This is a genomic window from Flavobacterium sp. KKT103, from assembly GCF_055640565.1.
The window spans coordinates 217,988-240,636 of the sequence record NZ_CM145766.1 but is presented as its reverse complement, the minus strand read 5'-3'; the positions used below and the strand labels follow the sequence as shown (position 1 = coordinate 240,636).

Sequence of the window (22,649 nt, the reverse complement as noted above, 5' to 3'; positions counted from 1 at the left end):
AAAAATAGTTTGAATAATTCGTGATACAACAAAAGTACAAAGGATTAATTACAATCTTGTCAAATAAAACAGAAGAAGCTAGAAAATATTACAAAGGGTTTTTAATTAAGTGCAAATGGAGCAGCCAATTTAAAGTTAGGGATAGCTACTTTAAAGTTTCGAGTACTCGTAAAGTTGACCATATTAAAATACCCTTTCATGCCTCCAAAAGGCGATGAGAGTAAACAGCCTGAACTGTAAGTGTGTTGTTCGCCGGGTCTTAAGATTGGTTTTTTGCCAATGACTCCCTCACCATCAACTTCTTCTTTATCGTTTAAGGAGTCAAAAATATCCCAATGACGAGTCATGAGCTGGACCGTGTCTTTACTATGGTTTTCTATTGTGATGTGGTAGCTAAAGGCATATTGCAGTTTGTAGTTTTGATAGTAGGTGCCTTCAAAACTAGTTAGTACAGATATTTTTATGCCGCTTGTTATTTGAGATACCATAATGACGAACTTAAAAGTGAGTGATTATCAAAAATACGTAAATTGATTTTAAATAAGTCTTGCTACTTTTGTTTTTTAATTGATAACATTGATCGAGTTAGCATTTCCTTTACCGATTACTCGATCGTATCGATCAATACTTTCCTTGTAATAAACTAAAATTGTATATTCATTTTCAGTTTGATAAAAATTACCGTCAATGGCGTCTTCATAATCAATCTTGCCTTTTGCATCAGCAATAGTATATTCGTAATTGGTGAAACCTTGTTTGATTAAAATCGCCTTTTCATAAAGGCCTTTTTTAGTGTTATACTCCATTTTGAACTCGGGATTCAAGCTGTAGTTATTAAACATTCCAACTACATAAATATCTTTGTCTGATTGAAAAGCAGGTGCCGAAAGTGAGAAGTAAACCCATGCATAATCGGCTTCAATTGCATTGTTAAATCCATTAATATTTTTTACAACAAAATTACCATTGACATCTTGATAAAAAGTATAAGGCAAATTAGCTCTTGCTGTATTTGTATAAAGCAGTGAACTGTAAATGGCTGTACTAGAATCCGATCGAGAGACATTGTTACCAGCGGCTCTTATATCCTTGTTTTCAAAATAATGGAATTCGTTTCCAGCCCAAAATTGGGTTTCTCTGTCGTATTTGTACACTAGTTGATTGCCAATCGTGTATTGTGGTACAATGGTTTTAATAGCATTGTTGATTTTTCCGTTTTGCATCAGTAGCACTTTTATGTTTTTCAATGGATTTTGAAAATTGATTGTGCTTGAGCTGATGCTGAAATCCAGGTTGTGTTTCTGTTCTATATTGCTTAATGTTCTGCTTCGTTTTACTTGAATTGGAACCGAAGCTAGATCTTCGTAAAGGATGAATTTTCTTGAGAATAGGACTTCTCTGTCCTCATTTAAAATCTTTAAAATATAATTACCGCTAATTAATAGTTGTTGGGTAAACTTGTTGGGTAGGGATAAGGTATAGTGCGAATAAAGTTGCAGCGCATTGAATGAGTTGCTGTAGTCTTGGATTCGTTGGTTGTCAAATCCTTGTAAGTATTCGTTTTTAGGAATTGCGGTGGGTACCCAATTGTAATCGCAATGAACAATTTCGTAGTAATAATCCGCTTCGTTGCCAAATAAGTCATCGAAAACAAATTGAAAACCATTACCTAAGGGAAATATAGGAACGACATTTTGATTATCCTGCAAAAAGCTAACTGTCTTAATATTGTAAGGCGGCGCTATTTCATTTTCTACTTGAGAAAAAGCGGGCTGTAGTGAAAATAGCAGAGCGATTATTATTCTGATAAATGATTTAAGCATATGATTCAAGTTCCTAATTGTAAATATAACTAATTAAGTAGCGCTATTATTATGCCATTTATGATTTCACTCAGGTAGATTATTTAAAACAAACCGGAATTATCTCTCCCTTGGCCAAACAATATTTTTCTACTAATTCAGGCGCTAGGGTGTTAGTGTAATCTTCTTCTACTACCGTAAAACCAATGCTTCTTAATTTATCAAAATAATCACGACCATAAATACGTACGTGATCGTATTGACCAAAAATCTTTGCGCGTTCTTTTTGATCGGTAATCGTATCATCTGCAAAAGTGGTAGCCCGTTTTAAATCCTGCGGAATTTGTAAAATTGCCATTCCGCCTGGTTTCAGGACACGATACAATTCCTGCATGGCTTTTGTATCATCCGGAATATGCTCTAAAACGTGGTTGCAAAGAATTACGTCATACTGATTGTCTTTAAAAGGCAAATTGCAAATGTCCGCTTTCACATCCGCTAGAGGCGAAAACAGATCGGTTGTTGTGTAATCTAAGTTTTTTTGATTGCGAAACAGTTTATAAAACGCTTGCTCAGGTGCAAAATGCAATACTTTTTTAGGTGCTGTAAAAAAGTCGGTTTTATCATTTAGGTACAACCATAACAAACGGTGTCTTTCCAGCGAAAGTGTACTTGGTGAAAGCACATTGTTTCGCTGCGTTTCATAACCGTACGGCAGCATCGATTTAAAACTTTTGCCATCAATAGGATCAGTGAATTTATCTCCCTTTAGAGAAAAAGCAATAATAGGACGCGCCACATAGCTCAATCTAATTAATAAGGGACGAGGAATGGTATTGAGTACGAGTTTAAATAATTTTTTCATATTGGTTACACAGAGATTTACAAAGATCACGCAAAGATTCACGAAGTACTTAAATTTCCTTGTTTGAATTTATAAACCGTTTTATATTGTTTTTTAATATTTTAGAATTAAAATTTATCAATAGCCCTAAAGGGTACTTTCCTAATTTTAGATAAGTCAGTATTTGAGCAAAATGAACGGATGTAAATTCATCCACTGTTTTTAGTTCAATTACTAGGATATTTTCAATTAGCAAGTCTATCCTATAACCTTGATCTAATTTGATTTCTTTGTATTTAATAGGAAGTCCTACTTCTTTTTCAACTTTTAATCCCGCTTTTTGTAACTCATAAATCAAACAGGCTTGATAGGCTGATTCTAAAAGACCAGGTCCTAAAGTGCGATGTACTTCAATAGCCAATCCAATAACTTTGTAGGAAAGTGCATTTAACTCCTCACTCAATTCTAGTGGCCTGTCTTCCATTAAACTGTTTTTAAAACTTTGTGAATCTTAGTGTTTTCTTGGGTACTCTTTGCGAAAGTTTATACTACTAGCGGCACTTTTCTGAACTCATCCTCTTCATTGCTAACAATTCCTAGTGCTTTATAAATATAGGCGAATGTTGAAAGCAGTTCTGGTTTTCCGTCAATAAGAGCGATATCGTGTTCAAAATGTGCAGAAGGTTTTCCATCGGCAGTCAATATTGTCCAACCGTCTTTTAGCTGTTTGATGTTGCGTGTACCTTGATTAATCATCGGCTCTAGCGCGACAACCATTCCTTCTACAAATAATTTCCCACGGCCTTTTTTACCATAATTTGGCATTTCAGGATCTTCGTGCATTTTTTGACCTAAGCCATGACCTACTAGTTCACGAACGACCCCGTAACCATGGCTTTCAGTATATTTTTGAATTGCATTACCTACATCCTCTACACGGTTTCCAATTTTAAACTCACGGATTCCTACGTACAAAGATTCTTTAGTTACTTGCAATAATTTTTTAGTTTCTGGAGCAACTTCACCTACTTCAAAAGTATAAGCGTGATCACCATGATAGCCATTTTTATAAGCACCACAATCGATAGAAATGATATCTCCGCTTACAAGAGGTGTATTGTTGGGAATCCCGTGAACCACCTGTGCATTTGGACTCATACAAAGCGAATTTGGAAAACCATACAAGCCAAGGAAAGAAGGTTCAGCACCATGATCACGAATGAAGGTCTCGGCTAATTTGTCAAGGTATAAAGTGGTAACTCCCTCTTTAACTTCGGCAGCGAGCATCCCTAATGTTTTGGATACGATCAAAGCACTTTCGCGCATTAATTCTATTTCTTCACGTGATTTTACGATAATCATAGTTCTAATTTTTGAGTGTGCAAAAGTACAATTTTAATTTATTTAATCGGGATTTGCCATGATTTTATATAGTTCGGAGTTCGACACACAATACTCATTGCGCAAAGCGATGGCAGCTAATTGTGCAGTAATTAAACTACTCTCACGGCTATTGATCAAAAATAATGAGCTTTCGCCAAAAATAAACAAGCGCTCCTCTGATTGTAGCATAGTGTTGTAATCCCGTGCTAACTCATTAGCCATTAGTCGTTGTTTGTTTAAGGATGTGATAACCTCTTTTTGAGCTTTTATTTTATTCGAAAGTTGTAAACGTTCGAGATTTAAGCTATTGGTTGTTTCTTGGATTTTGAATTTGGCTAGTTTCAAACTACCACGTTCTTTTCGTAGAAAAATAGGATAGGCAAAGTTGATTCCCAGCTTGTAATTTTCGAATTTGTAGCTATCAATATACTGCGGCTCAGAAATATAGGAGTAGGAGAGGTCAATTTTAGGCAACAATGCGTTTGCTTTCAACTTACGATCCACCTCTAACATATCTATTTTAGTTTCTAAAGCGCTAATTTTTGGATGTCCATCTATAGAAAAGTTGTTGGCAAGCAAATCATTTGTTTTCAAGGTTTCTTGAATGGTGTTTTCAATTAATTGCTCAGGAAATAATACATCTGATAGTTCCATAGGAATGGAATTGTCCAACCACAGGAAATTAGATAATTCTAGTTTAGACTTTAGTAATTTTAGCCGAGAGTTTTCCAAACTAAGCTGACGGTTTTTTAAACTAATACCTGCTTCAACACTATCAATAGCCCTTTTATCTCCTTGTTTGATTAAGGATTGGATGGCTTTAAAACGTGTCTCTGCATTAGTATTGTACTGCGAATACATTTGAAATTCTTCGTAATTTTTTTTCCAATTAAAATAAGCAACTGATGCGTCATACAAAACCGCAATGGCAAGTAGTTTTCTCTCCGCTTGCCCTAGTGTCATTTGTAATTTCGCTTTGCGCAAATCAGCCATTCTTTGATTAATAAACAAACCTTGTCCTAAAGGAACCGAGATTCCAACAGCAGCTAAACCATCGGCAGGAACGGTGTTTTGCGGATTTAAGTAGTATCCTTCATTTTGTTCAAAACCGGCTTTTATTTCGATTCCGTACCAAGTAGGGATTTTGAAACTACTGTTTAAAATCGAATAATATTCAGTGTCTTTGAATTGCTTTTTATCAAAGTCCACCGCAATTTTAGGATCAAACGCACCTCTAGCAGCCATTAATTCGGCTTGCGCTTTATTGATTTCTAGATTAGCGGTTTTTACCAATGGATGAAACTTTTTGACATACCCTAGGTATTCATTAAAAGTGAATTCCATTTGTTGTCCAAGTTTTGTTTCATTCTCTACTTGTTGCCCTTGGCTATGCCAAGCGAAAAAGAGTAAAAATAAAATGGAATATTTCATTATTTTTTTTCTTTAGATTTTGGTGCTTTTTCAGGTACTTCATAGTAATCTGGCGGGAATCCGTTAAGGGTACGCCATATTTCAAACCAAACTGGTACTGTATTTAACAGTGCAATTGTTTGCGCTCCTGATCCTATACTCAATTGTTTTGGCCATGGAGCTTCTTCGGGATCGGGTGCAATTAAAACTCTGAATTTTCCATTGTCGCTTATGAATTTTTCAACGGCAATTATTCGGCCTCCAAAGGTTCCGTACGACATATCAGGCCATCCTGAAAAAACAATCGTTGGCCAACCATCAAACCAAATTCTCATTTTTGCTCCTTTTGAAATCAATGGTAAGTCCAACGGATTGACAAAAGTCTCTACGGCAATATCGTATTCAGATGGCATAATAGTCGCAATAGGCGTTCCTTCCTTGATTGTTTCGCCTATACCTGCTTGCAGTGCACGGTTGATGTAGCCATTTTGTGCAGCCTTAATGTAGTACATCCCGTTACGAATACTATAATTCGCATATTGATTTTTTAGTTTGTTTACTTGCGCTTCCGTATCATATTGATTGCTTAATGCGGTAAACTGATCACTCTCGGCTTTTGCGACCTTTTCGTTATATTCAGCTACGATGCGGTTTAATTCTACTTTAGCGTTAAGTAATTCATTTTGAGTGGTTAATAATTTGTTTTCTTGTGTAATAATTTTAGCTTCAACTTCTTGTTGCTTTAATCGCTTTTCCTCGACATCCGTTAGCGCTTTAAGGCCTTCATTGTTCAATTGAACCGCACGATTGAACTGCGTATTGGCAATTTTTAGTTGTGTTTTTACAGCTACTAAATCAATCGAATCACTTTTTATTTTGAAGCGAGCTTGTTTTAATTTGTTTTCAGCTTGCTGTAGCTTTAGGCTTTTTTCACTTTGGATGGACGCAATTTGACTCTCTAAAGCGCCATATTTAGAGCTATATGAATTCAAAGCTTGGCTTTTAGCATCTAATTGATTTTTAGTATTTTGAACTAAATTAGGGTCCATGTAGTCCTCCTTTATTTCTGAAATGAATAAGATGGTGTCTCCTTTTTTTACATAGTCACCTTCTTGTACATACCATTTTTCTATTCGGCCGGAAATCACACTTTGTATGGATTGTGGGCGCTGGTTGGGTTTTATAGTCGTAACCGCACCTTTTCCGTTAATGTTTTGTGTCCAAGGTAAAAATAATGTTACCAATGCAATGACCGCTATTATAGTTATCAATCGGTTTAATATTTTATAATAGGGTCTAGATGCTAAGCCTTTTACTGTTTTAAACCGATCCAAGTGTGCGGATGCATGTTTATTGTTGTCAGATATATTTAACATAAATTATATTTTTTGGTCTAAAATGATTTCTCCTTTTTGCATAGATATAAGTCGAGAGCATTTGGTCTTCCAATATGGATTTTTAGAAGAGACAATAATGGTCCAATTGTGTTCCTTAGCAGTAATAAAATCGATGATTTGGTTCGCAATTGGATCATCCATATGATCAGTAGGATCTTCGTAGAACAAAATTTTAGGTTTACTGACAATACTTCTCGCTAATAATATTTTTTGAGCATTAGATGACGACAGTTGCTTTCCTTCCGGGAATAAAGGGGTTTCGAGACCTTTAGGCAATGCCATGATAAACTCTTTTAACTGCATCCCTTCAATCGCCCATTTTAATGTTTCGTCATTTACGGCTTTAGTTTTAAAGGTGATGTTCTCTAAAACCGTACCCTCGAACGGTGTTTCTCCATAAATGATACTTTCTATTTGTGAACGAAACTGATTCAAATTAATCTTTTGAAAGCTATTATCATTAATAGAAATTGAACCATTTTGGGGTTGTATTAAGCCGGATAATACCCGAATTAAAGTAGTTTTTCCAGAGCCGTTTGGTCCTTCAATAAAGATGCGCTCTCCTTGATTAATGTGTAAAGAGATATTATTTAGGATTTTAGTTTTTGAATCGGGGAATTTAAAATTAATTTTCTCTACTTCTAAGGCTATTGAAGTATAACAGTTGTCGTAATCAACAGGGAATTCCTCTTCTAATTTCATATCCGTTATTAAACCAATTTTTTCTACAGAGGTCAAGACATCATACAAAGTTTCAAGTCCAATAACGATTTTCTCAACAGAATTGATTACCAACAAAATGATGATTTCAGCCGCTACAAATTGTCCAATATTCATTTGCTGCGAAAGCACTAAGTAACCACCGATAGATAATAAACTTGCTGTAATTATTATTTTAAAGACGATTAGCTGGCTGAACTGATTTTTTATAATCGAAAAATGCTGTTCTCGATAACTTAAGTAATCAGACACTAATGCATCATTTTTACTTAAAGCGTAATCATGATGTAAATTATTTCTAAAACTAAAGTTATTTCGTGCTATTTCCTGTAGCCAGCCAGCAACTTTGTACTTATACTTAGACTCTTTCATACTAGTTTCGAGACCTGGATTGTATGAGAACCTAAAGATAAAATATAAAAGCAGCAACAGTAACATTCCAAAAAAGATGAAATAATTGTGGTATAACGATAATAAAATAATACCAAAAATAATTTGAAGGATTGCCGCCGAAAAATCGATTAATAATTTTGCAGTTCCTTTTTGAATCATCAGGGTATCAAAAAAACGGTTCGCTAATTCCGGTGGGTAGGTATTATAGTATTCTTCAAATTTAATCTTTGGTAAGCGTACGGCAAATTCAAATGAAGAACGAATAAATATTTTTTGTTGTAAGTTCTCCATAATACGCAATTGCATCAAGGCGAGAACACCTACAAGGGCAACTCCAAAAACAACCAAAACAATCAAAACAATCCATGAAGCACTTGCTCTTCCGGATTGAATAAAGTTAGTAATTGCTTGGATACCCAAGGGTAGTGATAAACTAATAAGTCCAGATAAGATTCCATAGAAAAACAATTGGTACACGTCTTTCTTATCTAATTCTAGCAAATTATAAAATCGTTTTAAAGGTTTCATATGTTGTATGTTAATTATTTATTGCTGTTTTTTGTGACTAACTCCTTATGCCTTTTTTACTACTATTGTATCGATGAGTTCCAAGAAAAAATCAGTAGGAGAAACGGAGTCATCACAATCAGTAATTGTCGAGAGGTGGTCTTTTAAAAAATGTTGGTGCAAAGATCCTTTCACAATAGTCGAAATTAAACTTTTGGCAAAAGGATAATTGGGATTAATCTCATGTACGATGGCTACAATGCGGTTAATTAATCGCTTGTAAATGATGAAATAACCTTCTTTATTTTCTTCGTCAACCTCTTTAGTATACAATGTTTTGGTAAACTCTATGATTACAATTTTATTTAATTGTTTTTCATTTACATGCGCCGTACGTTCATCATCTAAGATTTTTTCAGTGACGATGGTAATGGCGCGTTTTAGTCGTTCTACTGGATCTTCGATGTTTGTTAACTTAAAAAGCATTCTATATTCGATCCAGCTCCAATACCAAGAACATAGGTAAACCAGTAGTTTGTGTTTGTTTTCAAAGTAACGGTAAATAGAGCTTTCATTAGAGCCAATACGTTCCCCTAATTTTTTAAACGTAAAAGTATCAAAACCTATTTCGTCAATTAAAATAATACTCTCTTTTATTATTTTTTTTCCTAGAACGGATGTTTCAGGATCTTTAACAAAAATCTTTTCAGGAATTTGAATTTTTATATTAGTTGGAATATCAATCATTTTAGAAATTTATTTTAAAACCAAAATTAAGGTTTTTAAGTTCAATACTATCTGGAGTTATATTATTTTCGTTCAAATCTAAACTCTTTAAATGAGAAAGTGAATTCATGTTTCTCGGGATTTCTTTTAATTCATTTTTGCGTAAACTCAAATATTCTAAATTTTGAAGTTTAAACATTTCTTTTGGAATAAAAGTAATATTATCATTCTCTAAAAATAATGATTTCAATTTAGGGAGTTTTGCAAGAACAGTAAGTGATGCAGGCAAATCCATGCTATTTTCATCATTGAGATATAGCGCTTCAAGGTTTTTAAGTTTTGAAAACTCTTTTGGTAAGACTTTCAAGTCGTTCCCACTTAAGTCCAAAGTTTTTAAGTTTTTAAGTAAAAACAACTCTTTTGGGAGCATTGTTAAATGATCGTTTTTTAAACTAAGGTATTCTAGATTGATAAATTTAGAGAAGTCGATTGTAGAAATATCAACTTTGTTATTGGTTAAATCTAAACGTTTTACAGCTGCTGGATTAGAAATATCAGTATCTATTTGTGCTTGTATACTTCCTGTACATAACAGTGTAAATATAAAACTTTGAAGGAATATGTTTTTCATTTTGAGTGAATTTAAGTTAGTTGTTTTTTAAAAAGTGTGATGTAGGCTCAGTTGAATTTGATCTTTACCAGCATTTTCAGTAGATTGATTCATGAATCCCACTTGCAATCGTACTTTGTCTGTTAATCCATATCCTACGCCAGTATAAAAACGATTTCGGTCAAAAACAGTTACGGTTCTGCCATCTTCAATATTTTTATCTCCATTGATAAAAATCTCATTGTATAATGCAATATAAACTGCGTTCTTCGAGAGAGTTGTTTTATTAAGAGGTATGTTTAGAAAAAGATTATATCTAAATCGGGTTCTAAAATCTTGATTTTCTACAAATCGTTGCTCATACCTAAATCGATGGTTAAAATACAGTCGTTTACCCACTTTTAGAGGCAGTAAAGCTTCTTGATAAATTCTAGTTTCTGCAGTTGTTTGATTACTTTCGCCAATAGCACCTGTTGTGATATGAGCAACTCCTAGGGTAAGCGTGACATCAGTATTATTGGGTTTGTAAGTTAGACCTGATCGTACTAATAATTGTTCTAGATCTCCCAAAGTATTCCAATTTCGATATTGAACATCACCCTGAATACCAAACTGACTATTTTTAAATTCAGCATTGTAAAAGTACATATACCATGCACCAATTTTGTCTGTATTATTTTGAGCTTGTGCTGGCAGAACTAAAAGAAATAGGATTAGGAATAGCGAAATTTTTTTCATGTAATAGTGTTGTTTGTAGGGCTTTTGATTTGTTGTTTTGAATAAGTAGCAATGCACTAGTTAATCTTGTTCAATGCAAAGATAATAGTAATGCTATTAGTTTTGAAATTTTAACTTTTAATTATAAAAAAAAAGCGAGAAACAATTACTGTTTCTCGCTTGTTCTAAACGGAATTTTACCAGTTAGATTAAAGAGTTTCCTGTCATGACTGTAGGTTTTTCTACACCCATTAATTGTAAAATTGTTGGTGCGATATCGCCTAGGACTCCGTCATGTACCAGAATTTGATCTTTGTCGACTAAAATAAAAGGTACAGGGTTCGTTGTGTGCGCCGTATTGGGGCTTCCATCAGGATTTATCATGGTTTCACAATTACCATGGTCAGCAATTACTAATGTTGTATAATCATTTGCTAAAGCTGTTGTAATTACTTTTTGCACACAAGTATCTACAGCCTCACATGCTTTTATAGCCGCATCCATCATTCCGGTATGGCCTACCATATCACCGTTAGCAAAGTTAAGACAGACAAAGTCAACGTCTCCTTTTTCCAGTTCAGGACATAAAGCAGCAGTCAATTCAAAGGCACTCATCTCTGGTTGTAAATCATAAGTAGCTACCTTTGGAGAGTTTTTTAAAATGCGGCTTTCGCCAATAAAGGGCTCTTCGCGTCCTCCCGAAAAGAAAAAAGTAACATGCGGATACTTTTCTGTCTCTGCAATACGGATTTGCTTTTTAGCTGCTTTTTCTAAAACTTCTCCTAATGTTTCGGTGATATTGTCTTTGTTGTAAACCACTTTCACATTTTTATAGGTTTCGTCATAATTCGTGAGTGTTACATAATACAAGTTTAGTTTGTGCATGTTTTGCTCGTGAAAGTCTTGCTGTGACAACGCCTCAGTTAATTCCCGTCCTCTATCGGTTCTAAAATTAAAGAAAACGACAACATCGTCGTTTGAAATAGTAGCAACTGGTTTATTCAAGGAGTCTACAGCGAGTAGGGGATGTATAAATTCGTCAGTAACACCATTTAGATAACTTTGCTCAACACTTTCTATAAGATTTGTGCTGTGTGTTCCTTGGGCATTTACGAGTAAATCATAGGCAAGCTTTACGCGTTCCCATCGTTTGTCACGATCCATTGCATAATAACGTCCAATTACTGAAGCTATTTTTACGGAAGTATTACCGATATAATTTTGTAAATCTTGCAAGTATTTTTTTCCTGATTTTGGGTCTACATCGCGTCCATCAGTAAAAGCGTGAATATAAACTTCGTTTAAACCATACGATTGCGTAGCATCGATCAATCCTCGTAGATGCGAGGTGTGAGAGTGAACCCCACCATCAGAAACTAGTCCTAAAAAATGGACTTTTTTATGATTGTCCTTGGCATATTGAAAAGCATCTTTTAAAACTTGCTCTTGGGCTAAAGTGTTGTTGGCAACAGCCAAATTAATTTTGGCTAAGTCTTGGTAAACGATTCGACCTGCACCAAGATTCATGTGGCCTACTTCGCTATTTCCCATTTGTCCTTCTGGTAATCCTACATGTAATCCATCTGTTCTTAACTGTGCACTAGGATAATTGTTGTATAGGCTTTTTATAAAAGGGACATTCGCATTGTCTATTGCTGAAACTTTAGGATCCGGAGATTTCCCCCATCCGTCTAGTATCATTAAAATTACTTTTTTGTTCATTTGTTTTAGTTTTAAACAAAGATAAAGTATTTATAAAAAGGTCCCAAGGTTTCTAAATCACTATTATCCAATCTTAAACGAAGCCTAAGATATAATGATAATAGTTTCGAAAAGAGGAGCTAAATTTAAAATTAATGTATTTAAAAGATGTTTTTTACGCTGTTGTAATCTATAAAATAGCGCACACTAATAGAAAGCGTATGGTTAAGTGCGGCATTATTTAATAAATCTGTTATGTTTCGACCTAAATTCTTATTGATGTCACGATCAAAATCAGCAGCATTATTTCGGTATAATATCGAAACTTGACTACCAGGCGCAAACCACCAATTATAGGATAAATCAGTATTCCAGGAGTAAAAACTAGAGTTAGTATTTTGGTTATATAAGGGCAAGTCCGTAAAACCACCATCTTGATCAAGCGAGACAAAGTTTTTGTTTTCGGCGTAAGACCAATATTGGCGCACAGTTAAGTTGAACGTCATTTGACTATTGATAGAGTACTTGCCTGAAATAGAATTGGAATAAGTGACTACGTTTCTATTTGCAAAAATGATCGTGTTGGGTGTCCCGCTGTTGTTATCATCGTCAATGCTATTAGCGAAGCCTTTATTGTTGTTTCTTCTTGAAAAATTAAAGCTATAATTAATAGCGAGTCTATCGTTAAAGCGATATCTTGGAGCTACATAAAAACCATAGGTGTTACGGCCGGCTTGGTCAAATACGGATAAATTAGGGCTAACATCCAAAGCAAATTTTTTGTTGTAATTAGAGGATAAGGTCACTGATCCACCAACTCTTCGCGGATTTATTACATATCTATTTGCGGCTCTTGGTTCGTAAAAATCGTAGGACTCTAAGGGATTTGCGTTAAGACTAATACCAAAATAGTCATTTTTTTTAGTATTCATGTTTACATTAAAATTCAAGCTATTTCCTTGTAGTTTTCCGGTTTCTTTTTGAAACTGAGTATAGACATTCATATTAGTGCTAAAGGAGTTGAATAATTTTGTAGGGTTTAGGATGCGGTAACTAGAGTTTCCATAAAAACTATAATAATTAGTTTCAAAGTTAATCCCCAAGTCATTGTTGTCATAATCTTTGGTTGTAATATCAGCACCTACACTGTACCGATACTTTCCTGAGGTTTCAGCGAAATTAAGCTGTGAGTTAATCCCTTTTTTATTTTCAATATCATTGACAAAGCTATACTTAAAGTCTCCGGATAAATTGTAAGTATTTTTTTTAGTATTTAAATCCCATACTAAAGCAGATACATTGGCATCTCTAAAGCTACCATTACGAGTCACATTAGTGTTGATAAAAGAAACTGCCGAATTTTTTCTGAAGCGTTGGTCAAGCACTAGAACACTGTAATTAGAAAGGGGTTCTAATTCTTCTCTTCTAGTTGCTAACGTATTGTTGTTTTCAATGGTTGCATAGGTTCGTTCAGTCACAGCATTTAAAATACCAATACCTAAACCGTCCTTGGTGCGTCCTGAAACTTTGAGAGCGTTTATTAAATTTACCGTCGATGGGTTATCGGTCACGGTTTCATTAGCACTTGGATTGGGCCTGTTTACAGGATTACCACCAATTCTTCGAGAGTACAATAAGTTTCCTTTACTAAAGAGGTCGGTACCTTCAGTAAAAAAAGATCTGTTTTCGTTGAATTGCTGTTCAAATGGTCCAAGGTTAAGTATTTGATCATCAAATTTAGTTTGGCCAAAATCAGGTACTAGGATTGCATCTAAGGTGAAAGCGTCATTAATACCGTATTTAACATCTAGGCCGCCTTTGAGTGTTCCATTGGTTTTTTGCTGGCTATTTGCATTTACATAGTAAGAAGAGTAGGGTAGTAAGAATAGACGAGTAGGAGTTGTAATGTTTTCAATTCCAACTAACTGACCGGTTTGTTGTGTAAAGGTTCCTAATTTAGAATCGATAAAATTCCAAGAGTACTTAAAGCGATCTCTCCTTACTTCTCTAAAAAAATTTAGACCCCAAGTTTGCTTTTTTTCAGCAGAGAATCGTAAAGCAGCATATGGAATGCGCATTTCTACTGCCCAACCAAATTCGGTCAGGATGGCTTTACTTTTCCAAACTGCATCCCAAGAGTAATCTTCTCCATTAGTATCGGTAGTGATACAGTCAGCTTGTCCGTCAGCAGCGTTTACAAAAAATTGAAAGTCTTGTTGTCCATCGTTAAATCCGTTGATAAAAACCCCAAATACATCTGAAGCTCCAAAATCATCTCGGGCAGATATTTCTTTCATGATTTTGCTTGGATCTTCGTCATACAGCAAAGCAGCTATATAAACTGCATCATTGTCGTAAAGTACTTTGACGATAGTTTTTCGCCCCTCAGGAATTGGTGTTCCATTATCAGGCTGAAACATAATAAAATCAGTTGCTGCAGCTGCAGTTTCCCATGCTTTCTCATCAATTTTCCCATCAATAGTGATGTTGTCTACCGTAAGTTTAGTTTGTAGGACTTTCTTTTGGCTGTAGCCAAAAAAGGAAAGGGATAAGAAAAAAAGTAATAAGAAATTCTTCATAAGCTTGCAATCTGAAACAATTCAATTAATACTAGGAAATGGGTTTTAATTGTAAATAAAACCTGCATTCTAATAGACTAGTAATAAACCAATATGTTACAGTTTAACGCGCCAAATTAAAATTTATTTTTAACCATATTGTAATCTAAGTAATATCGAAACCGTACCGATATGATATTAGTTAAGTTAGCATCAAAAACATTTTTTAGATTTGTTTTTAAATTTCGCTCCACTACGTTGGTTCCTTCTTGCGAATAATTACGGTATAAAACAGACATTTCACTACCGGGAGCAAACCACCAAGAGTAAGCTAAATCAAAATTCCACGAGTTGAAATTTCTGTTTTTATTTAAGGTGTAGCTTGGGTTACTAATTATCTCACCGTTATTTTGCAAGGTGTAAAATTCTTTTACATCAGAATAAGACCAATAATACCTTGCCGTTAAATTTAAGGTCATCTTGTTGTTAATGGCATATTTGGCTGCTAAATCATTTTGTAGTATTTCTCTATTTCTTCGGCCAATGATCACATCTGAATTTTGAAGTCCAGCAAAGCCAATGTCATTTAGTTTATGATTGTAGTCCATGATATACGAAATAGAAAAACGTTCATTAACTCTATATTTTGGACCTATTGCTAGTCCATAATTTGAGCGACCCTCTTGATCGTAAACTGCAAAATTTGGAGTGAAATCAAATGTAAAAGCGTTGTTTCTATTGAATTCTACCCCTAGATAGCCTCTTAAGTTGCGGGGAATTTGAAGATAGCGGCCAGGCACTCTTGGTTCATAGAAATCGTACGTTTCAAATGGACTAAGGTTAAAACTTAATTCGTAATAGTGATTGCGTTTGGTGGTTGCTTTAAATGTAGGTTTGTAATAGGCTTCTTGTAATTTATTGGTCGTGTTATCAAAAAGTCCACTGAATTCATTAAAGAATCTAAAAGTATTAAATGTTTTAGTTGGCTTTAAAATACGGTAACTCACATTAGAGTAGAGATTATAAAAATTGGTTAAAAAATTGATACCTAAATCATTGTTGTCATAACTTTTAGACGTGTATCTTCCTGTTAAGGTATAGCGGTAACGACCACTCGTTTTGGCAAAATTTAATGAAGTTTTGTAACCGTCATAATCTTCCACATCTTTTATTGCACTGTACTTAAAATCACCATATAAATTGTAAGTATTGGCCTTAGTACTTAAGTCAAAGACTAATGCCGATACATTAGCATCTCTAAAACTACCATTACGAGTAACATTAGTATTTACAAAAGATACTGAAGAGTTTTGTCTAAATCGTTGGTCAAGTACCAGTACATTATAATTAGCCAAAGGTTCAATAACTTCTTTGCGACTTTCGTTAGTTATCGAATTCTCTATAGTGGCAAATGTTTTTTCAGTTACGGCATTTAAAAAGCCAATTCCTAGCCCTTTTTCAGTACGTCCGGAAACTTTTACTGCATTAATTAAGTCTACTGAACTAGGATAATTTGAGATTTCTTCATTAGCACCTACATCGGGCACTGAACTCGGTGCGCCACCAATTCTTCTAGAATAAAAGATGTTTCCAATGTTAAATAAGTTCGTTCCCTCAGTAAAAAAAGGTCGGTTCTCATCAAATCGTTGTTCGAAAGGCTCTAAGTTTAAAATGGCATTGTCAAACTTAGTTTGGCCAAAATCAGGGACCAAAATGGCATCGAGTGTAAACGAGTCATTAATTCCGTACTTAATATCTAAACCTGCTTTGAAAGTTCTGTCTGATTCAAAATCATCTTCTTGGTAATAACCGGAAACATAGGGGATAAAAAAGAGGCGAGTAGGAGGTTTAATGTTTTCGATTCCCTTCAGGATACCTGCTTGTGTAATTACCGCACCAATTTTATTGTCAACGTAATTCCAAGTATATTTTTGAACATCTCTCTTTATTTCTCTAGTGAAATTCAGACCCCAAGTTTGGCTCTGTGCGTTTGAAAAACGTAAGGCAGCGTATGGAATTTTCATTTCTACCACCCAGCCAAAATCAGTAATGGTTACTTCACTATCCCAAATGGCGTCCCAAGAAAAGTCTTCACCATCTTCTGTTGCTATACAGTCCATTTGAACTCCAGCAGCACTAACATAAAATCGGTAATCTTGCTGACCATCATTAAATCCATTGATATTAACAGAAAAATGATCAGATACTCCAAATACGTCTCTTTGGGTTATTTCTTTTTGAATTTTTTTAGGTTCATTGTCGTACATGACAGCCGAAATGTAGATAGCGTCATCATTATAAAGTACTTTGACCTCAGTTCTTTTTTCTTGACTAATAGGTCTTCCATTATCGGGTTCAAACATTACAAAATCTGTTGCGATATTGTTGTTGTTTTCCCAAGCAGCTTCAGTAATTCGTCCGTCAATGTTGATGCTGTTTTTAGTGACTTGGGCAATTAGGGTTTTTTTCTGACAATAGGTAATAGTGCAAAAAAAAGATAAAATTAATGTATAAATGGGGTTAAATTTGGTCATATTGGTTGGTTAATGGCAAGCAAAAATAAGATAATTAACAGAATATACAACATTTGTGACATATAGTTTTGTAGTTAAAAAGCTATCTAAAGGTTAAAAGTGTAATAAAATAGCTTGCTATTTTTTTTCTTTGATCAGTTTTACTATTTTTACGACCCCAAATAAAAATTTAATTTAATAAAAATCAATGACTTACACGATACTACCTACTATGTTGTTTTTCTTTTGTTCGTTATTCTCTAATGATTTCGCTGCTACCGAAGCAAAAACGACCACTCCAAAGCTTCTTGCAAAAAACGAAAACAAAGTCTCGATCAGTGCAGAAGAGGCGATTTATAACAATTTACAAACAAATGATTTAGCAATGCCAAGCCGAGAAGGTTTCATGGAAGCGCTGAAAGGTTTTGTGAAACTCAAAGAAAAAGGATTAATCAAAAAAAATATTTTGACACTAATCGATTTTAGTTTGTCTTCAAATGTAAAACGTCTTTGGGTTATTGACTTGGATTCAAATGAAGTTTTAATAAATTCTTTAGTGGCTCATGGGCGTAATACTGGTGATGAGTTTGCATCCAGTTTTTCTAATGCATCTGAATCATTTAAAAGTAGTCTTGGTTTTTATGCCACGGGCGAAATTTACAGGGGCAAGCACGGAACCTCTCTTAAGCTAGATGGATTAGAAAAAGGAATTAACAGTAACGCGAGGGATCGCGCCGTAGTTATTCATGGTGCTGATTATGTGTCGGAATCGTTTATTCACAACAATAAAAGATTGGGACGCAGTTTAGGTTGTCCCGCTATTCCGTTGGCTTTAACTGAGAAAATTATAAGCACGATCAAAGATAAGTCTTGTTTGTTTATTTACTATCCGTCTTCGACTTACAAAGTAGCGTCTCGACTTATATCATAAATCCCCAATCAAGTAAAGGCAGTAGGATGGTTGTACCTGACCGTGTAAATGCTTTTTAATTCAGGCTTCAAAGTAGGGTTTTTTAGCTTATCATTTATAAGGCGGCAAATGGTTTGAAAATTATTATTTTCTAACGTTTTAATTTTAAAAAGGTTAAGTAGCGTTTGAAATTTTTTCGCAAATTTTTGGAAATAAAACTTGTTTCTAACAAAAGTTATTCTCTATATTTGCACCCGTAATGCGAAAGTAGCTCAGTTGGTAGAGCTCCAGCCTTCCAAGCTGGTTGTCGCGAGTTCGAGCCTCGTCTTTCGCTCTAAAAAACCGAAACAATACGTGTTTCGGTTTTTTTCTAACCCTTTCTTACCAGAAGGAGGATATGAAAAAAGTTTAGGTTCTTTATATTTTTTAATCTTGTTGTTTATTTTTTGAAATAAATTTGGATAGCATTAAATTAATTTAATATATTTGCACCCTGTTAATGCGAAAGTAGCTCAGTTGGTAGAGCTCCAGCCTTCCAAGCTGGTTGTCGCGAGTTCGAGCCTCGTCTTTCGCTCTTTTAAAAAAGCCGAAACATTTATTTATTTCGGCTTTTTTTATTTTAAGTCACTTATGTCTGTATTGTCTTCGATTTCGAGAGGCGCTTCGTTAGCAATAAACAACCTCGCTTGCAATCCTCCTTTTAAAGTAATTGTGTTGTCTCTTACTTTAAGCCAGCTACCTTCTCTAAGTCCCAATACCGGAATAGTATTAAACGAATGAAACTCTTTTAATCTCGTTTCACGCGTCTCTCCCATGTGTTTAGAGTTAGTGTCAGGATCAAGATAATGGGCGTTAATATTAAAAGGAATTACCGCTAATGTTTGAAAGCTTGGAGGGTAAATAATAGGCATGTCATTTGTGTTTTGCATGCTTAATCCACATATTACACTTCCTGCACTTGTTCCTAAATAAGGGGTACCATTTTTTATAGCATTTGCTAGTGTACTCATTATTTTATTCTGGTACAATTGTGTCACTAATAAAAAAGTGTTTCCTCCTCCTGTGAAGATTGCTTCGGCATCTTTTATAGCTGCTTCGGCATCTTCAAATTCATGTATTCCTTTTACTGCAATATTTATTTTGGCAAAAGCCTGAGCTGCTTTGGCAGTGTATTCATCGTGGGTGATGCCACTAGGTCTAGCGTAAGGGATGAATAGAATTGTCTCGCAGTTTCTAAAATGCACTTTTAATTCATCTAGTAGGTATTCTAAGTAGCTGCCGCCATGAATGGTTGAGGTACTCGCTATAATTATATTTTTCATAAATTATTTTTGGTACTAAGATATAAAATCAGCAATCCTTATTAAAAAATGAAGCGGTATTATTAACAAATTTTTACGAATGCATTAGTAATTAATTTGGAGCGGCTTGGGATACTTTTACAATTAAAGATGTAAAAGCATGATGGTTAGCTACTGCAAGAATTATTATTTTATAGGATTAATGCTGTTTTCAGCTTTGAATTATGGTCAATCTGCTATTTTAGAGGATTTAAAAGGTAGGGTTAATGCAGATGGTACAACTGTTGATGGAATTTATGTTATAAACCTTCGAACAGAGAAAGCGGTCATAACAGATACAGATGGTTATTTCGAAGCTAAAGTGAAGCCGGGCGATACCTTGTTGTTTTCGGCTATACAGTTTAAGAGTGTGAAAATTGTCCTTAAAGAGAATGATTTTAATTCTACGCTTCTTTTTGTTAAAATGCAACCTGCTATGAATGAGCTTCAAGAAGTCGTTATAAAAAGATATAATAATATAAATTCTGTTGCCTTAGGCATCGTTCCAGCAAACCAGAAAAAATATACGGTGTCTGAGCGAAGGTATGCTACCGCTAGTTCATCGCGCTTAAATCCTATGGGATTTGATCCGGTACTAAATCTTATATCAGGGCGAACTGCAATGTTGAAAAAAGAATTAGTAGTCGAGAAAAAATTATTTTTCATCAACCTACTTGACGATATGTTTGATAAAAATCATTTTGTAAATAAACTTAAAATTCCAAGTGAGTATATAAAAGGCTTCGAGTATTATGCTGTGGATAATGAGAGATTTACTAAGATTTTAGAAACTAAAAACTATGTCACAACCGAGTTTTTATTAAGCGAATTAGCAATTAAGTATAAAGAGATAATTGGTAGTGAAAACAAATAATACGTTTATTTTGGTTCTGTTTGTTTTGTTGTCTCAATACACCTTGGGACAAACCCTATATAGAAAAAAATGTAGTGGTAAAGTAGTTGTGAATTCAATACCTGTTAGTTCAGCTAACGTTAGTAATCAAAGTAGTAAACAAGTTACTACGACCGATGCAAATGGATTTTTCGAGCTAGAAGTTAGAGAGGGTGATGTTTTGCATTTTTCGGCGGTTAACGTGATGGCAAAAGAGCTTATAGTTAGCAATACCATGTTCTCAGAGGGATTTATAGCTGTTGCAATGCAATATGTAAATATTCAACTCGAAGAGGTGGTTATTCCAAAAACATCAAAAATAACTGCCGAAAGTATCGGTGTTATTCCTTATGGTCAAAAGCGATACACGCAAGCTGAGCGCCATTTGCAAACAGCTGGCGATTGGAAACCTATTATGTTGTTAGGATTGATAGGAGGAAATATGCCTTTAGATCCTTTGATTAATAAAATAAACGGAAGAACGAAGCGCTTAAAGAAATTGGTTGTACTTGAAGGTAAGCTTGCCATGATCGAGAAGCTAGACGAATACTTTGTTCAAGACTTTTACACTAAAAAATTAAATATCCCCGTTGATTATATCGAAGGATTCAAGTTTTACATCATCGAAAACAATACATTTGTTGACTATTTAAAAAGTAATAATATAACCATGGCAAAATTTTTAATAATTGAGCTAGCGGTTAGTTATAATGAAATTATTAAAAGTGAGCAGCCATAAATTTTTCTTCTTTTATTTGTTTTTCGTTGTTCAGTTGATCCATGCTCAAAATGGCGCCTCAGTTGTAATTACTGGTAGTGTTACAGTCGATGCTATAGCAGTAGAAGCAGTTAATGTCAATAACGTTAGCAAAGATAAAACAACAACAACCAATGCTAAAGGTGTTTTTACTTTAGAGGTAAATGAAGGAGATGTTTTGGTTTTTTCTGCCGTAAATCTTGTAACTTTACAAAAAAGGATTACAAAGGAGGATGTAAAAGCAGGGAGCACTCTAATTTTGATGAGTACAAATAGTATTGCGCTTCAAGAAGTTATTATTAACGAAGACTCTCAAATTACCGCAGCCCATCTTGGGATTGTTTCTGCTGATCAAAAAAGATATACTCCTGCCGAAAGAAAATTATATACCGCACGATCTGGTTTATTAGATCGGCCTTTAAATTGGATTTCTGGTAGAACGGCTGAACTTAAGAAAGGGGTAATAGTAGAAAAAAACTTGAGAGCACTAGAGCGACTAGAGTATCTTTTTGAAGACAAATATTATATTGAAACCTTAAAAATTCATAAAGAGTACATCAAAGGGTTTCAGTATTACTGTATTGAAGACGCAGAATTTGTTAGTGCTTTAGAATCCAAAAACAAAACACTTTGCATGTTCTTAATTATTACGCTTGCAAAAAAATATAATAAAATCACAGTTTATGAAAATTAAAATTACGTTTCTTCTGTTAGCACTTGCAGCTCAATTTTCGTACAGTCAAATAACCGCTAATAGGATTTTGAAAGGTCAAGTTCGCAATGATTTGGCGACTATTGAAAACGTCATCGTTTTTGATGTCAATTCTAAAAATGGTACTGTGGTAAATCAATATGGCTATTTTACGTTAAATGCTAAAGTGCAAGACACGCTGGTATTCTCGAGTTTAACGTTTAAATCAAAAAGAGTAATACTTAAAGAAGAGGACTTTATCAATAAAGTTTTGGTGGTGAATCTTGAGATTTTTACGAATGAACTATCCGAAGTTTTGATTTTAGCCAAAAAACAACTGAATCCCGTTCAAGGTGGGACCCAAAAATATGTTGATATGAAGTTTTTTGATGATGAAAAGTCTTCTCCTAAAAACAAAACAATGCTCCCGATGTTGGATTTAGAAAACGGAACGGATTTTGTTAGAATATATAAAGATGTTATTAAGGTGTTGAGAAAAGACAATCCTAAGAAAACCGACTTTTATCAGGATACGAGTTTCTCTGAATTAGCTTTGTCTACGATCAATTATTCTTTTTTTGCTAACACGCTCGCCTTAAAGGATGATGAAATAAAACTCTTTTTAGTTTTTTGTGAAAACGATCCTAATTCGAGAGCGGTCATGAGTCGAACAGATCAATTTAAGTTAATGGACTTTTTGATTTCTAAAAATAAAGAATACAAGGAAATTACAGATACTAAAAAATAATATAGGGCGGTGCAAACAGCACTATAAGGA

The 22,649-nt window shown here is 34.4% G+C and carries 20 protein-coding genes and 2 tRNA genes; 7 read left to right on the top strand and 15 right to left on the bottom strand.

Going from position 1 to position 22,649, the window contains the following annotated elements; genetic code table 11:
• Window positions 1-101 precede the first annotated feature (101 nt).
• The 14 genes from apaG to ACZ2G0_RS00950 form a co-directional block, all read right to left on the bottom strand.
• Entirely contained in the window at window positions 102-488 is a 387-nt protein-coding gene (apaG, locus tag ACZ2G0_RS01015; protein WP_470308611.1) for a Co2+/Mg2+ efflux protein ApaG, read from the bottom strand.
• Window positions 489-563: 75 nt separating this feature from the next.
• Window positions 564-1,823, bottom strand: coding sequence for a type IX secretion system plug protein (locus ACZ2G0_RS01010; RefSeq protein WP_470308610.1), 1,260 nt, complete (start codon window positions 1,821-1,823; stop codon window positions 564-566).
• Between the two features lie 79 nt (window positions 1,824-1,902).
• Window positions 1,903-2,667 carry a class I SAM-dependent methyltransferase gene (locus ACZ2G0_RS01005; RefSeq protein ID WP_470308609.1) on the bottom strand — a complete coding sequence of 255 codons (765 nt, stop codon included), beginning with the start codon at window positions 2,665-2,667 and terminating at the stop codon, window positions 1,903-1,905.
• A gap of 49 nt (window positions 2,668-2,716) precedes the next feature.
• Window positions 2,717-3,130 (bottom strand): GxxExxY protein, encoded by a 414-nt coding sequence (locus ACZ2G0_RS01000; RefSeq protein WP_300284849.1) that lies wholly within the window; start codon window positions 3,128-3,130, stop codon window positions 2,717-2,719.
• A gap of 59 nt (window positions 3,131-3,189) precedes the next feature.
• On the bottom strand, window positions 3,190-4,008 hold the full coding sequence (gene map / locus ACZ2G0_RS00995) for a type I methionyl aminopeptidase (protein ID WP_470308608.1): 819 nt from the start codon (window positions 4,006-4,008) through the stop codon (window positions 3,190-3,192).
• A gap of 42 nt (window positions 4,009-4,050) precedes the next feature.
• On the bottom strand, window positions 4,051-5,460 hold the full coding sequence (locus ACZ2G0_RS00990) for a TolC family protein (RefSeq protein ID WP_470308607.1): 1,410 nt from the start codon (window positions 5,458-5,460) through the stop codon (window positions 4,051-4,053).
• Window positions 5,460-6,815, bottom strand: a complete 1,356-nt coding sequence (locus tag ACZ2G0_RS00985; protein WP_470308606.1) for an HlyD family secretion protein — start codon at window positions 6,813-6,815, stop codon at window positions 5,460-5,462. Before ACZ2G0_RS00985 ends, ACZ2G0_RS00990 begins: the two co-directional genes overlap by 1 nt.
• Window positions 6,816-6,818: 3 nt before the next feature.
• Window positions 6,819-8,477 (bottom strand): peptidase domain-containing ABC transporter, encoded by a 1,659-nt coding sequence (locus ACZ2G0_RS00980; protein WP_470308605.1) that lies wholly within the window; start codon window positions 8,475-8,477, stop codon window positions 6,819-6,821.
• A gap of 45 nt (window positions 8,478-8,522) precedes the next feature.
• The gene (locus tag ACZ2G0_RS00975; protein WP_470308604.1) at window positions 8,523-9,203 is read right to left on the bottom strand and encodes a TetR/AcrR family transcriptional regulator; all 681 of its coding nucleotides are present in this window, start codon (window positions 9,201-9,203) and stop codon (window positions 8,523-8,525) included.
• A gap of 1 nt (window position 9,204) precedes the next feature.
• Window positions 9,205-9,813 carry a leucine-rich repeat domain-containing protein gene (locus tag ACZ2G0_RS00970; RefSeq protein WP_470308603.1) on the bottom strand — a complete coding sequence of 203 codons (609 nt, stop codon included), beginning with the start codon at window positions 9,811-9,813 and terminating at the stop codon, window positions 9,205-9,207.
• Window positions 9,814-9,840: 27 nt separating this feature from the next.
• Window positions 9,841-10,530 (bottom strand): DUF2490 domain-containing protein, encoded by a 690-nt coding sequence (locus ACZ2G0_RS00965; RefSeq protein WP_470308602.1) that lies wholly within the window; start codon window positions 10,528-10,530, stop codon window positions 9,841-9,843.
• A gap of 183 nt (window positions 10,531-10,713) precedes the next feature.
• A complete protein-coding gene (gene gpmI / locus ACZ2G0_RS00960; protein ID WP_470308601.1) occupies window positions 10,714-12,231 on the bottom strand; it encodes a 2,3-bisphosphoglycerate-independent phosphoglycerate mutase in 1,518 nt (505 codons plus the stop codon).
• Between the two features lie 140 nt (window positions 12,232-12,371).
• Window positions 12,372-14,789, bottom strand: coding sequence for a DUF5916 domain-containing protein (locus tag ACZ2G0_RS00955; protein WP_470308600.1), 2,418 nt, complete (start codon window positions 14,787-14,789; stop codon window positions 12,372-12,374).
• 116 nt (window positions 14,790-14,905) lie between these two features.
• The gene (locus ACZ2G0_RS00950) at window positions 14,906-17,302 is read right to left on the bottom strand and encodes a DUF5916 domain-containing protein (protein ID WP_470308599.1); all 2,397 of its coding nucleotides are present in this window, start codon (window positions 17,300-17,302) and stop codon (window positions 14,906-14,908) included.
• Between the two features lie 187 nt (window positions 17,303-17,489).
• On the opposite strand from ACZ2G0_RS00950, the gene ACZ2G0_RS00945 reads away from it, so the two are divergent.
• From ACZ2G0_RS00945 to ACZ2G0_RS00935, 3 genes are all read left to right on the top strand, one after another.
• Complete coding sequence (locus ACZ2G0_RS00945) at window positions 17,490-18,212, top strand: murein L,D-transpeptidase catalytic domain family protein (protein WP_470308598.1); 723 nt, start codon at window positions 17,490-17,492, stop codon at window positions 18,210-18,212.
• Between the two features lie 240 nt (window positions 18,213-18,452).
• Window positions 18,453-18,525: transfer RNA gene (locus ACZ2G0_RS00940), tRNA-Gly, on the top strand.
• A 167-nt stretch (window positions 18,526-18,692) separates the two neighbouring features.
• Window positions 18,693-18,765: transfer RNA gene (locus ACZ2G0_RS00935), tRNA-Gly, on the top strand.
• Between the two features lie 40 nt (window positions 18,766-18,805).
• Here ACZ2G0_RS00935 and pepE read toward each other — a convergent pair.
• Complete coding sequence (pepE, locus tag ACZ2G0_RS00930) at window positions 18,806-19,513, bottom strand: dipeptidase PepE (protein ID WP_470308597.1); 708 nt, start codon at window positions 19,511-19,513, stop codon at window positions 18,806-18,808.
• Window positions 19,514-19,652: 139 nt separating this feature from the next.
• Between pepE and ACZ2G0_RS00925 the strand changes: the two genes are divergently transcribed.
• Genes ACZ2G0_RS00925 through ACZ2G0_RS00910 form a run of 4 tightly spaced genes read left to right on the top strand, consistent with a single transcriptional unit; the run spans window position 19,653 to window position 22,619 of the window.
• Complete coding sequence (locus ACZ2G0_RS00925; protein ID WP_470308596.1) at window positions 19,653-20,405, top strand: carboxypeptidase-like regulatory domain-containing protein; 753 nt, start codon at window positions 19,653-19,655, stop codon at window positions 20,403-20,405.
• Window positions 20,392-21,162 (top strand): hypothetical protein, encoded by a 771-nt coding sequence (locus ACZ2G0_RS00920; RefSeq protein WP_470308595.1) that lies wholly within the window; start codon window positions 20,392-20,394, stop codon window positions 21,160-21,162. The genes ACZ2G0_RS00925 and ACZ2G0_RS00920 overlap by 14 nt, the downstream gene beginning before the upstream one ends.
• A complete protein-coding gene (locus tag ACZ2G0_RS00915; RefSeq protein ID WP_470308594.1) occupies window positions 21,134-21,874 on the top strand; it encodes a peptidase associated/transthyretin-like domain-containing protein in 741 nt (246 codons plus the stop codon). Before ACZ2G0_RS00920 ends, ACZ2G0_RS00915 begins: the two co-directional genes overlap by 29 nt.
• On the top strand, window positions 21,864-22,619 hold the full coding sequence (locus tag ACZ2G0_RS00910; protein ID WP_470308593.1) for a peptidase associated/transthyretin-like domain-containing protein: 756 nt from the start codon (window positions 21,864-21,866) through the stop codon (window positions 22,617-22,619). Before ACZ2G0_RS00915 ends, ACZ2G0_RS00910 begins: the two co-directional genes overlap by 11 nt.
• Window positions 22,620-22,649: the final 30 nt, after the last annotated feature.